A 13,247-nucleotide genomic window follows, 5' to 3' on the forward strand; every position below is an offset into this window, starting at 1 on the left:
GTTACTTAAGCGTTTTATTAGATAATACTGTCTCCGTGTACTTTTCGATGTGCAGCAGCCCGTTTGCCGCCCTTACCGATAGTTGCACGAGGGGCCTTGCATACACCCCGATAAAGAGGATAACCACCAACAAAAGTATAACGGGCAGGTGCAATTGCCGCAGCCGGAGCAGGCTGACAGGGGCCAGATCCTTGTCTGGTATATGATTGCCGGGTTTGGGTTTCCAGAAAACTTCGTTCCATATCTTGGTCATGGAAAAAAGGGTGATGAGGCTGACGCAAAGCGAAACCCCAACCAAAGTATAAGCTCCGGCTTCAAGTCCGGCTTTGGCCAGCATTAATTTCCCCCAGAAGCCGGAGAGCGGCGGGGTTCCGGCCAGGCTCAGGGCCGACAGCAGGAACAGCAGCGCAAGCACCGGCTGGTGCAGGTATACCCCTCCCAGCTTTTTTAGCGAGAAGGTGCGGTACCGCTGCGCCACCACGCCACTGATCAGGAATAGGTTTGTCTTGACAAGGATGTTGTGCACAATAAAAAAGACACTCCCCGCTATAGCCAGCGGCGTGTATATGGCCAGCCCCATCAGCATGTACCCGATCTGGCTGATGATGTGGAATGAAAGGATCTTTTTGAAGTCGGTTTGGGCGGCGGCGCCTATCACGCCGATCAGCATGGTAAAACCCGAAAGTATTGCCAGCAGCGGCAGCATAAAGCCCAAGTCGCTGATGAAAATGAGCGTGAACAGCCGGATCAAAGTATAAATCCCGACTTTGGTAACGAGCCCGGCAATAAGGGCGGAGATAGCCACAGGTGGGGAATGGTAAGAAGCAGGCAGCCAGAAGAACAGCGGGAAAATAGCGGATTTTATTCCGAAGCCTACCAGGAAAAAAACACTGGCCATACTTAGCAGGGGCAAGTTAGGGTGCTCCGGCTGCCGCACCATCAGCGCCAGTTCGGCCAGGTTCAGCGCCCCGTAGAGGCTGTACATAACCCCAACACCCGCCAGCAAAAAACCTGAGGCCAGGAAGTTGATGGTGACATACTTTAGCGTACCCTCCAACTGGCCTTTGGTGCCGCCCAGGCTCAGGAGGGCAAAGCAACAGATGAGCAGCACTTCAAACCATACAAACAGGTTAAAGAGGTCGCCGGTAAGGCACACGCCGCTTACCCCCATTTGCAGGAGCAGCAGGAGCGGATAGTAGCCAAAACGGCGGCGGGTTACATCAAGCCCTTGCAGGGAGAACAAGTATACCGCTATGCCAATAACGGCTGCGGCCAACAGCATTAAGGCCCCGAAAATATCCGCTACCAAGGTAATGCCAAACGGAGCCGGCCAGTTGCCTATCTGTGTAACGAGGACCTCCTCGGCCATTACACGCTGCATCAGAAAAACAATGGTGGTCATCCATGCGATCTGTGCCAGCCCTACCATAACGGCCTGCCACTGCTCCTGCTGCCAAAACATTAAGCAAACTAATGCCCCGTAGAGTGGAATCAGCAAAGGAAGCAATAGCAGTAAATCTGATGACATATATAACTGTTAGCGTAGTTCTGTCTTGTAGTGCAGCAGGTGTGTACTCGGGCTTCTGATGGCATTATGAGCTACTGGGCCTCATTCTCTTTCCGCAGTTCATCCAGGTTGTTCGACTTGAATGTCTGGTACACCCGTCGGATGAGCACAATGGCAAAAGATTGTATACCGAAGCCGATTACAACAGCTGTGAGCAACAGCGCCTGCGGCACCGGGTCTGCATAAGGTTCTGTAGCCGTACTCTTTTCTTCGCTTATTATGGCGCTGCTGCCCCTTGTTATACCCCCAACTACGAACAGGAACAGGTTTGTGGCAAGGCTGAAAAGGATGAGCCCCAGAATGACCTTGAACAGGTGCCTGTGCAGTATAAAGTATAGCCCTACCGCGAAGAGCGTACCCACCATTAACGGAAGCAGCGTTTCCATACTTTTACTCTTTAGACATTGTAAAAACCAATTTTAAGACCATCCCCATCACCAGCATGTACACACCGGCATCAAAAAGGGTGGGGGTGCCCAGCGACCCGATAAAGGGTATTTTAACCTCCATCCACCAGCCTGTCATAAAGGGTTTGCCGCGCAGCAGCCCTGTAACGCCGCTTGTGGTGGCCAGAAACAAGCCGGCAGCCATCAGATAGGCCGGCCTCACCCTGAAAATGTGGAACCGCCAGTCGGGTGTCCTGTTTTTTAACCTGTTCCAGGTGTTGGCGCTTACCATATCCCACATGTATTGCGTTGGGCTGTTATTTTGCTGCCTGTCCTGGTGGTACACGGTTAGCTGAAAGTATGAATTTACTGTTCGCGCGGAACCGTACGCCAGCACATGAAACACAAAGGCTATCGATCCGATTAACCCCCCTATAAAACCACCGCCCGGGTGATTGTGGCCCCTGAACAGGATGTATATGGAAAACACCAGGAACAGGGGTGTCAGGTAGCGAATGGCGGTTACTAAGATGATTGTTTTCATTGTTTTCCTCCTCTCTCGGGGTTAAGGCGCAGCAGGGAGAAAATACCAAGTGCAGCTACCGCTAGTACGGTAATCTCACCCAAGGTGTCGAGCCCCCTGAAATCTACCAGAATCACATTGACTATGTTACGCCCGTGCGCCTCCAGGTAACTGGTTTTGCCAAAGTACTCTTTCAGCTCCGATGTGCTCATGGCCTGTTGTTGTACCAGCAGCATCACGTATGTCATCAGTATACCAAACAGGGCAGAGATGGCGATGAATTTATACTTTTGGAACTGGTGCGAGAGGTACGTGAAGGCAGGCAGCTTATGCAGCAAAAGCACGAAGATCACAACGGTTAGGGTTTCGATGAGGAGCTGGGTGGCTGCCACATCCGGCGCCCCGAAAAGTATGTAGAACAAGGCTGCAGAGTAACCGACCAGGCCCATCACCACGATAGAGGTAAGGCGCGACCTCGTGCCCAATAAGAAGATCAGCGCCGCAATTACCAGGAAGAACACAACTAGCTCATAAAGCCTGATTTCGTGTAGCTGGTATATTCGGTTGGTGAAGTCTATGCCAGGAGTATCCCGCCAAAGTATAAAGTATAGTAATCCGCAGAAGAAGAACATGATATACATGACGTAGTTGCGTAGGTAGCCATCTTGTAGCCAAAGTATAAATGCTTTGGCATGGTGCAGAAACCCTTCGAACATCATGTGGTACAGGGTGTTTGGGCCGTAGCGGTATAATGGCTTTAGGGTAGAGGCGCGGTAATGCAGCACCGTTAACGACTTGTAAACGGCATATCCCAGAAGGAGTGTAAGTACACTCAGCCCCAGCACCGGCGTGAAACCGTGCCAAAGGCTAAGCTTTAGCTCGGCGTTAGGGTTGGCAAGTATGGCCCGCATCCCTTGCTGCAACAGTGGCGTGGGAACCAGGTGTACCAGCAGCCCGAGGGCCAGGCCACCAATGGCCAATACCAATGGCGGGAAATACAACGGGAAACCGGCATGGTGCTGCAATTGCGTTTTATCTTCGCCCTTTCGCCAGAAAACTCTGTAGCCAAATACAATAGCCACTGCCACAAAGGTGATCCCGGACAGCATCGTAACAGCGAGTAACACATAGCTGGAGAGCGAGGCCTCGTACAAGAGCTCTTTGCCTATAAAACCAATAAACGGGATTACACCGGCCATAGAGAGTGCAGCCAGCGAGGCAGCCAAACCGCTGTATTTCATATGGCTTCCCAGCCGGTAAAGCTTGGACAGTTCGCGGGTGCCGGTGCAGTGGTCTATACAGCCTGTTACCAGGAAAAGGGTGCCTTTGTAAAGGGCGTGGGCCGTCATAAACACGAGCATAGCTTTCATGGCGGGGTCCGTGCCAATACCGATCATGGTTACCATGAGTCCCAGCGCACTGATGGTGGTATAAGCAAGTATGGCCTTCAGGTCAGTGTGCTGCAGCGCCAGCACGGCTCCAAGTGTGGCTGTAATGCCTCCCACCGTCATTAAAGTATAGTGCCAAATATCGGGGCCGGCGAGCACAGGGGATAGTCTGGCAATCAGGTAGATGCCCGCCTTTACCATGGTGACGGAATGCAGGTAGGCACTCACTGGCGTTGGGGCTGCCATGGCGTTAGGTAACCAGAAATGGAACGGGAATTGGGCAGATTTGGTAAAGCAGCCGATAAGTGTAAGCACTACGGCAGGTACATAAAAAGCATGCTGCAACACGTCAGCGCGCTGCGTTAAAAGCCCACTAAAAGTATAGCTGCCCGCTGATATGCTGAGCAGGATAAGGCCGCCCAATAAAGCGAGCCCTCCTAAACCTGTTACCAGCAAAGCTTGCCAGGCTGATACCCTGGAGTCTTTTTCGGCCTGTTTATACCCTATGAGCAGGTAAGAACTGATGCTGGTAAGCTCCCAGAAGATGAAAAGGCTGAAAATATTGTCGGACATGACCAGCCCCAGCATGGCTGTCATAAAAAGTGTCAGGTAGAGGTAGAAGTTGCCCAAAAGCGGGTCGCCATCCAGATAACCGCTGGCATAGTACATCACTAGCGTCCCGAAAAAAGTAATGAGCAAGGCAAAGATCAGGCTCAGGCCGTCCAGGCGGAATTGCAGGTTTATGCCTACCTCCGGTACCCACACATGCTGCTGTGTTACAGCATGCCCTCCCACAACCTCAGGCATAAACGTACAGAAGTAAATAAACAGAAGCAGGGGCAGCAGGGCCATCGGAATTACCACAAACCTGCCCATAGTCCGATGCAGCAGAGGTGCAACGGTGGCCGTTATAATACCTATGACGATGGCATAGAGCATGAAAATAAGGCTTTTATATATAAATTTTGTATGTTGACGTATGTATACTTAAGGTGTTTATCAGCCTTCCATTACTTAGTTACGGAAATTGGACAATTCTGGCTGGTATTAGACTTTTTTAGCTAGATCAACCAACAAAGAGATATACTCAGATGAACAAGATTGACCGACTGATGGTGGGGTTGGACCTCACAGAGATGGATACTTCATTGGTAACCTATGCCGCCTTTCTTGCACAGAAACTGCACGTCGAGACGGTATACTTTATTCATGTAGAGAAAAGCCTGGAGCTGCCCGGTGAGTTACTGCGAAGCCTGGAGCGATCAGGCGTGCCTGCCGATGAAGGTATCAGGGAGATGATCATGACTAAAGTAGGGCCCGCTTTCCAGCAGTTGCCGCAGGTGCACGTTGAGGTAATGATAGAGGAAGGGACTCCGGTGAAAGAGATGCTACACTGGGTAAAGGTAAAAAATGCGGACCTCCTGCTGATGGGCCGTAAACTGCGGTTGCGCGGTACCGGTGTTTTGGGGCAAAAGCTCCTCCGCACGAGCCGAATCAGCGTTCTTTTTGTTCCGGAGAATGTTACGCCAAAGCTGCACAACGTGGTGGTGAGCGTTGATTTCTCAGATTACAGTGTTATGGCGCTGGAGCGTGTGCTGCAGGTGGCCAAGGAGAAGCCCGATATCCATGTGGTTTGCCTGCATGCCTACCAGGTTCCTTCCGGCTACCGCACCCTCGGCATGACCTATGAGTCTTTTGATGAGCGCATGCGAGGGTTTGCACAGGAGAAGTATGATAAACTCATGGTCCGTTTCCCTGATCTGCGCGTCCGCTCTGAACTGGTGATGGTACGCATGGAAGATGAAGACGACATTGGTGAACTGGTGGTGGTGGAGGCCAAGCGCGCCCGTGCAGACCTGCTGGTGATCGGTGCCAAAGGTATGTCGGCGGCTGCGCTCTTCGTGCTTGGCAGCGTTACAGAGAAAATCCTGCGCTACGATATGGATATACCGTTGCTTGTGTTTAAGAAGCGGGATGAAGATATGGGCTTCCTTGATGCCCTGCTGTCGCCTTGATCTAAAATATACTATCTATAGCAGCACCCGGTCTTATTTGTAAGACGGGTGCGATTTTATTCAGCTGGTGTTGTAGGGTTACTCCTCCATATCGCCTTCAGCGGCAGGCTTCGGGCTGGAAAAGTGCAGGATGATATACGCTATAATTCCGGCAATAACAGACGCGCAAAGTATGGCCAGTTTGGATAGGGGTAGCATAGGGGAGTTGACGAAGGCCAGGTTGGCGATGAATATGGACATGGTAAAGCCCACGCCTCCCAGCAGCCCCACACCCAGTAGCTGTAACCAACTAAAAGACTTTGGTTTAGCCGCCAGACCGGTAACAGAGGCCAGCCACGCAAATAAAAGTATACCTATGGGTTTGCCGAGCACAAGGCCAAGTATTATGCCGAGCGACAGAGCTGTGTACAGTCCATTTACAAGGTCTGCGTAGAAATAAATACCGGCGTTTGCCAACGCAAAAACCGGCATAATAGCATAAGCAACCCAAGGGTGCAGTGCATGCTCCAGGCGGTGCATGGGCGACAGGGCTTCCGCACAGTTGTTTTCGATAGCGTATACTGCGCCCTGGTAATCTTCATCTGTCGGCTCCTGTTCCGTATTAGTCTGCTCTGCCAGACGGTAGGAGCGAAGGTCATCCAGAATCTCCTCTGTACTCTCCTGAAATTCAAGCTCAGATGTTTTGGAACGCCCCGGAATGGTGATGGCCAGCAGTATGCCCGCCACGGTGGCATGCACCCCGGACTTCAAAAACGCCACCCACATAAGGACACCTACCAAAGTATAAATCCAGATATTGCGCATCTTTAGTGAGTTTCCCACCAGCAGTAGCCCAAAAAGGAGAAAGCCGATCCAGAGGCTCAGGAAATTAACTTCCGAAGTATAAAATAAGGCAATCACCAACACAGCACCGATATCGTCTACGATAGCGTAGGCAACCAGAAAAAGCTTGAGGGAAAGCGGTGCCCTGTTTCCCAGTAAGGTAAGTATGCCCAGGGCAAAGGCAATGTCGGTGGCCATCGGTATTCCCCAGCCAGATAAGCCTTCTCCATTGTTGTTCAAAAGTATGAAAATGCCTGCCGGCACCAGCATACCACCCAAAGCTGCCACTACCGGAAATGCTGCCCCCTTAACAGAGGACAACTCGCCAACCATAGTTTCCCGTTTTATCTCCAGCCCCACCACAAAGAAGAAGATAGCCATCAGCCCATCGTTGATCCAAAGTATGGCAGCTTTTGTCAGGCCATAGTCGCCGAGCGCGATGGTGAAGGGCGTGCTCCAGATTTTCTCATAACTGTCGGACCAAGGCGAGTTAGCCCACACTAAAGCGCTCAGGGTGATGAACATCAGGAGAATGCCGCTGAAGGACTCTGCCTTGACAAACTCCAGGAACGGAAAGATAATGCGGCGGTAAAGCTTGTGCTTTGTAGTTGTTTGGTTCAAGCGGCAGTGGGTTACTGGTGAATCTTATACCGTAAGACGTTACAGCCATTGTAAATGTTTGATGCGCATGGGAGACGCGGGCTAGCGAAGAAGAATAATGAAAGACGCAAGAATAAAAAAAGCCAAGGCCACAGCTTCCCGAGAGCTGTGGCCTTGGCCAGATAAATTCTAGAGTCCTTATTTCACTACCTCTTTTTCAATGTAACGCGAGTTAAGTATACTGAGGGCACCCATGTAGCGCAGGTTAAAGCGCAATACGTCACCCACCTTAAAGTTCTGTTCGTTTTCGCCGAGTTCCACAATCAGCATGTCCGAACTGGCTCCAATCACGCTGATGTTTTCATCCCGCGGGATCAGGAACTTTGGGTTAACGTCGAGCAGGCCTACATCCAATATGGCCCGATGCGAGGTTTTGCCGTACAGGCTCTCGTCTATCTCAAAGCTTTCGCCGCTTGGGTTATCAGCCAGAATGCCGCTCGGAATCATAGGTTTCTCGGTCAATTCAATGATCTCAGTCACCAGCTCAAACACATCGTCGTGCATGCCTTCAAAGGTTTCGTTGGTGAACAGGTTCAGGCCGAAGAAAAGTGCCTCACCGATTCTGAAGTGGTTCACGCCTTTGGGCAGTAGGTGGTTGAAGAGCAGCGGAATGGTAACCGAAGTGCCCCCGGAAACCCACGGAATCTGACGGTTAAACTTTGCCTCGATGATCTGCTTGTACAGGCACAGCTGAATGAGCTTGTCCTGGGTAGGCATAACACCGTGCAGGCAGTTAAAATTAGCGCCCAGGCCAATCACGGAGATGCCCGGCAGTTCGAAAACACTCTCATAAAAGTCTACCAGTTCTTCGCCCATCACGCCCTCGCGCAGATCGCCCATCTCGATCATGATGATGATCTTGTGCTGGCGCTGCTGCCTCACGGCTTCTTCCGAGAGCAGGCGGATTATCTCCAGTTCGGTCTGAAAGCTGACATCGGCATACTTGATAATGTCCGGTATACTTTGCTTGGGGGCCGGTTTGATGTACACGGTTTGCACATCGGGGGCCATTTTCTTGATAGTTTTAAGGTTGGATACCCGCGAGTCGTGAATCTCCTTCACGCCCAGGGCCAGCACCTCTTTCAGGAATTGCTCGTGGCCGCACAGCAGCTTGGTCACAATGCCCCAGTCTATGCCATGCTCCCGAAAAACCCTGTCGAGATGGTTGTAGTTATGTTGTAGCTTATTGTGGTACAGCTTTAGAACTGCCATGTTATCTTGTTAGTCTATACTCCAAATACTTATTCGTGAAGCCGAGTTTCTCGTACAGGTGACGTGCCGGGTTCTGTGGCTCCACATGCAAGGCGATGCTCCCTTTGGTGTGGTCGATAGCCATTTGCACCAGCGTTTTGCCTACTCCCTTACCGCGTGTGCTGCCATGCACGGCCACGTACACAAGTATGTTCTCTGGTATATACCCGCTCATGCCGGTATTGTTCAGGATCAGGGCACCTACTACCTCCTTGTTTTCGTGGGCCACCAGCACAGAGCCACCTTTTCCCTCTGCCTCAGATAGCGCGTAATCAATGCACTTGGCAATGTCTTCGCGCTTGTCGCCGTACTCGTCCAGGTGCTGGAACAGGAAGTCGAGCACTTCATCGCGGTTCAGGTCTGCGTGGTCTCCCGGTGTGTAGCGGTTATAGCTGATGCCGTTGTTTTCTGCCATGTTTTTTTCTTTGTTTTAGTAGGGTATAAAAATGTTAGCGTTATATAAAGTATAAGCGAGGCCGTTAGCCCGAACAGGTTTGGGTCCAGGTTAAACGGAAGGGCAAACGTCAGGTCAAGCCACGAGATATGTACGATGCTGGCATCGGAAAGTGTTCGTTCTACCAGTGCGCGCAACTCAAATGCACTAAGGCTCTGCCATGTATGGTTTACCTCTCCCGCAAAGTATGGCTGTAAGGTGTGTGCCAGAGAGGTTATATCTGCATCCACGGCAGGTGCCGCCAGCGTGCCCAACTGCAGCGAAACCGTGACCACGCCACCCATCAGCATAGCCCAGAACGCAGCCACGCTGCTGCGCCGTTTCCAGAATAGCGCGCCCAGCACCGGCACAAAAAGCCCCGACACCATAAAGGCATAGGAGTAGAGCATCAGGTCGAGCACATTGGTCATCATGGTGGCAAGCCAGAGCGCAAAAGCGCCCACCAGCAGCGTTACCAACTGCGAAAGTTTTAATGTTTTAGAAGAGTCCGGGTCGATTTTAAAGAAATGACTCAACACATCTGTCACGATGTTGCCGGAGGAGGCCATCAGGCAACTGTCGGCGGTGGAAAGTATGGCCGAAAAGTAAGCGGAGAGCATCAGGCCCATGAGCCCAACCGGAAGCACCGAGCGTAACAGCATAGGCAGGCCTGTTTCAGGGTCTACCACGGCACCGGCTCCCAGGGCTTCAAACATTCCCTGCTCAGCCGCCACGCGGGCAAGTATACCCAGGCTCACGCCCATAAAAGCCATAATCGGCCACTCAAACAATCCAGCGATATACCAGGCCCGCTTGGCGGTTTTCTCGTCGCGACAGGCATAAATGCGTTGGTACAGGGTCATGCCCACAAACCAGATTGGGATGATGGTGATGCTCCAGTTCACGATCTGCTGCCATGTGATGTTGGTGAGGGTAAGGAAATCCGGAGGCAAAGTCGTACGAATGGCCGCCATACTTCTGCCTCCCTGCGCTGAGAGGTAATTGCTGTCTAAGATTCTTGTCAGGTCCAGCGTATCCATCCCCCCGACAGCGAGGAAAGAAACCGGGATGCCTATGAAGATCAGGCCACCCATCAGGATAGCCCATTGGATGGTGTCGGTATAAATTACAGCTTTCAGGCCGCCCATCACGGTGTACACTACCGCAATAATGCCCATGATCAGCAGGGCTGTGTTGAGGTCTAAATCCACGAATGTGCCGCTGGCCAGTTTGGCGCCTGCCAGTATCTGGGAGCTAGTAAACCCTGTGTAGCCAATGGCCGAAATAATGCCCGCCAGCAGGGCCACCCGCGCGTTAAAATAATAACCGAAGATCTGCGGAAAGGTGAGGAAATTGGCAAAGGCCGGGTTGCTCTTCACCTTCGGGATTAGAAAAACTGCCGCCAGCCAGGCGCCCAGCAGACCCGTGAAAAGCATCCAGGAGCCCGAGAGGCCCATGGCAAACCCCAGCCCGCCCAAGCCGATGGAGAAGCCGCCACCCACATCTGTTGCCACCACCGAGAGGCCAATATGGCTGCTACTCATGCTGCGGCCGCCAACATAGTAATCCTCTGCGCCTTCGTTTTTTCTTAGAAAGTAAAATCCCACGCCGAGCATGGCCAGCATGTACAGCACGAAAATGGAGAGGTCGATGATATGCATTTATATGAATAGTATAATTATTTGAGTTCGGTTAAAATAAGCTGATACTTTAAGGTAGTACTTTTTTAGGCTAATTTCATGTAAAAAGACCTTAAACTGTGTTTAAAGCATACTGGTTGAACTTGCGCTGTAATGATTTTGTGCAAATTATGTGTAGCTGCAGGGGCAGCGTCGGTGTTCATATGTATAGTAGCCGGGCTATGTTTTATTAGATGAGTTCAATTTTTGTTCTTACAAAGTATGTACTTCCGGCATTATGAATACCCCGGGAAGGCTTGGTGAAATAATAGGAATATTTTATGGTGGGCAGGCGTTAAAACTGAAAGTATACTTTTGATATCAGAAACATTTAATCGTGTAACTTATTATTTATCAGAAGGTAAAGCTGTCCGCGTTCGGCTGAGTCTACGTATAAATAAAGTATGATATAAAGGAAGGTTTTACAAGTCAAACGCTCGCTTATGAGATCAGCAGGTTTTTCCATCTTGCTCTGTGCCTGCCTTCTTCTCTTGTTTTCTGATATAAAAGTTCAGGCGCAGTTGCTACAGGACCCCGATACGGTTTACTTCACCTCCAACCGTAAGAAGATAACTATGCCCTTTAAGCTGGTGCACAACCTGATTGTGCTTCCGGTTAAGATCAACAACTCCCAGGAACTCAACTTTATACTTGACACTGGGGTGCGGAATACGCTGATTACACAGTTGTATTTTTCCGATTCATTAGAGTTAAAGGACTCCAACAGGATAAAGATACGAGGGCTTGGCGAAGGGTATACTATAGAGGCGCTGCATAGCACGGGCAACACGATGTTTATGCCCGGTATTCAGGGCGATAACCATACAGTATATGTGCTGCTTGAAGAAGTTTTTGATCTCTCCAAACGAATGGGAATGCCGGTGCATGGCATCATTGGCTACGATATTTTCAAAAATTTTATAGTAAAGATAAACTATAGCAGCGAAACGATAACACTCTACAGACCAGACCAAAAAATAAAGAAGAAGCGAAGGGCAGAAGAATACCCGCTTTACATAGAGGACGCGAAGCCATACCTGTACGCCACGGTGAGGCAGCACAACGGCGACTCTCTTAACGTGAAGCTGATAGTAGATACGGGTGCCAGCCATTGCCTGTCGCTGTACCTGCCTACGGATGACCGGCTGGCGTTGCCGCCGAAAGTGATGCAGGCATACTTAGGCCGTGGCTTGGGAGGAGATATAAATGGCAAAATAGGGAGGTTGCAAGGGTTTAAACTTGGCAAGTATGAACTGGAGAACCTGACTGCCTCTTATCCTGACGAGGAGGCGGTAAAACTGGCCCTGAACATAGCGGGGCGCAACGGCAATCTTGGTTCGGCCATCCTTAAGCGCTTCACCGTGATTTTTGACTACCCTCACCAACGCATTTCGTTAATACCTAACCGTAAGTTTAAGGAGCCTTTCAACTATAACATGGCCGGGTTCGAGATCACGACGCCCTTGCCCGGTGCCAATTTCTATGTTGTATCAAACGTGATAGACGATTCGCCTGCGAAAATGGTGGGCATGCAACCCGGCGATCAGCTGCTTCATATAAACGGGCGCAACACGAATGACCTGAAGTTGCAGGAGCTCCTCAACATGCTCGACAGCAAACCCGGCAGTAAACTACGCCTTCGCCTGAAGCGGGAGCAGGAAATCATTGATGTGAACTTTGTGCTGCAGAGCCGTATCTGACATTACTGCGCAATGGTGCCGCTAGTCTGTTGCATGTCCAGAAACACCTGGAAAACCAATAGCAAAACAGCCATTACGATCAGAAAAATGGCCGTATAGGTTCGGGCCTTTGGTATAGGTTTTACATACATGTTGCCCTGCGCATCCGTTCCTGTAAACCGCAGGTCAGAAAGTATAAGCCCATTTCCGAAGCTCAGCCAAATGGCAGCCATCAGCGCATCGTTTGTGAAGAACAGCGACACCAGCCCGATGGCCGAGAAAAGTATACCGATGATAATTCTGATAGAAAGGTTTTTCATGTAAGCAGTTATATGCTGGCATAACCAGGCTTTTTGCAGGTGCAATTTACATTTTTTGCCTTACAAGTAGGGGTTTGCACCTGAAAGCCCGCATGTTTGTTTGGGAGCATATAGGAGCAGCTTCAGTAGCGGATAAATGTTGTAAAAATCGGTAGAAGTATAATCTTTTAAATAAATTTATAACAATAGTTGCAAAAACCATTTCTATTACGAAACATTTGCATTGCAAATAAGGGTATAACACCGACGCACTATTCTTTAAACAGCAAATGAAAAAAAAGGCGCTTTTATCATCTGACATGATAAAACATTCTCCGGCCACGGAGGGTGCGACTTTTTCTACCTTTTCCATAGGGGTAGTTTTGAGGGCTATTATACCTGCGGTCCGCTACAGGCGGTAGCCTGCAGCATTCCCGACTGCCTATGCGGTAGTCATATTCCACCAATCATCTTTTTGCATTCCAACCTATAGCTGACTGGTATCTGCCTGGGCTGTTCCGTTGCTGCATTCATACTTTTTCCGG

The 13,247-nt window shown here is 50.4% G+C and carries 11 protein-coding genes; 2 read left to right on the forward strand and 9 right to left on the reverse strand.

Features of this window, described 5'->3' with window-relative positions; genetic code table 11:
• Position 1: 1 nt before the first annotated feature.
• From OO017_RS18020 to mbhE, 4 genes are all read right to left on the reverse strand, one after another.
• Positions 2-1,528, reverse strand: a complete 1,527-nt coding sequence (locus OO017_RS18020) for a proton-conducting transporter transmembrane domain-containing protein (RefSeq protein ID WP_266054094.1) — start codon at positions 1,526-1,528, stop codon at positions 2-4.
• A 71-nt stretch (positions 1,529-1,599) separates the two neighbouring features.
• On the reverse strand, positions 1,600-1,953 hold the full coding sequence (locus tag OO017_RS18025; protein ID WP_266054095.1) for a Na+/H+ antiporter subunit C: 354 nt from the start codon (positions 1,951-1,953) through the stop codon (positions 1,600-1,602).
• A gap of 4 nt (positions 1,954-1,957) precedes the next feature.
• Complete coding sequence (locus OO017_RS18030) at positions 1,958-2,497, reverse strand: MnhB domain-containing protein (RefSeq protein ID WP_266054096.1); 540 nt, start codon at positions 2,495-2,497, stop codon at positions 1,958-1,960.
• Complete coding sequence (mbhE, locus tag OO017_RS18035; protein WP_266054097.1) at positions 2,494-4,803, reverse strand: hydrogen gas-evolving membrane-bound hydrogenase subunit E; 2,310 nt, start codon at positions 4,801-4,803, stop codon at positions 2,494-2,496. Before mbhE ends, OO017_RS18030 begins: the two co-directional genes overlap by 4 nt.
• Before the next feature lie 152 nt (positions 4,804-4,955).
• On the opposite strand from mbhE, the gene OO017_RS18040 reads away from it, so the two are divergent.
• A complete protein-coding gene (locus tag OO017_RS18040) occupies positions 4,956-5,879 on the forward strand; it encodes a universal stress protein (protein ID WP_266054098.1) in 924 nt (307 codons plus the stop codon).
• 78 nt (positions 5,880-5,957) lie between these two features.
• On the opposite strand, the gene nhaA is transcribed toward OO017_RS18040, so the two are convergent.
• From nhaA to OO017_RS18060, 4 genes are all read right to left on the reverse strand, one after another.
• The gene (nhaA, locus tag OO017_RS18045; RefSeq protein ID WP_266054099.1) at positions 5,958-7,322 is read right to left on the reverse strand and encodes a Na+/H+ antiporter NhaA; all 1,365 of its coding nucleotides are present in this window, start codon (positions 7,320-7,322) and stop codon (positions 5,958-5,960) included.
• A gap of 177 nt (positions 7,323-7,499) precedes the next feature.
• Entirely contained in the window at positions 7,500-8,573 is a 1,074-nt protein-coding gene (locus OO017_RS18050; protein WP_266054100.1) for an alanine racemase, read from the reverse strand.
• Position 8,574: 1 nt separating this feature from the next.
• The gene (locus OO017_RS18055; RefSeq protein WP_266054101.1) at positions 8,575-9,027 is read right to left on the reverse strand and encodes a GNAT family N-acetyltransferase; all 453 of its coding nucleotides are present in this window, start codon (positions 9,025-9,027) and stop codon (positions 8,575-8,577) included.
• Positions 8,967-10,706: a sodium:solute symporter family protein gene (locus OO017_RS18060; RefSeq protein WP_266054102.1), complete on the reverse strand. Its 1,740-nt coding sequence runs from the start codon at positions 10,704-10,706 to the stop codon at positions 8,967-8,969. Before OO017_RS18060 ends, OO017_RS18055 begins: the two co-directional genes overlap by 61 nt.
• 461 nt (positions 10,707-11,167) lie before the next feature.
• Here OO017_RS18060 and OO017_RS18065 point away from each other — a divergent pair, with 461 nt between their 5' ends.
• Positions 11,168-12,424 (forward strand): aspartyl protease family protein, encoded by a 1,257-nt coding sequence (locus tag OO017_RS18065; RefSeq protein ID WP_266054103.1) that lies wholly within the window; start codon positions 11,168-11,170, stop codon positions 12,422-12,424.
• 2 nt (positions 12,425-12,426) lie between these two features.
• Here the strand turns inward: OO017_RS18065 and OO017_RS18070 are convergent, their stop codons facing one another.
• On the reverse strand, positions 12,427-12,723 hold the full coding sequence (locus tag OO017_RS18070; protein WP_266054104.1) for a hypothetical protein: 297 nt from the start codon (positions 12,721-12,723) through the stop codon (positions 12,427-12,429).
• Between the last annotated feature and the right edge of the window lie 524 nt (positions 12,724-13,247).

It is taken from the genome of Pontibacter anaerobius, assembly GCF_026241195.1.
GTDB lineage: Bacteria > Bacteroidota > Bacteroidia > Cytophagales > Hymenobacteraceae > Pontibacter > Pontibacter anaerobius.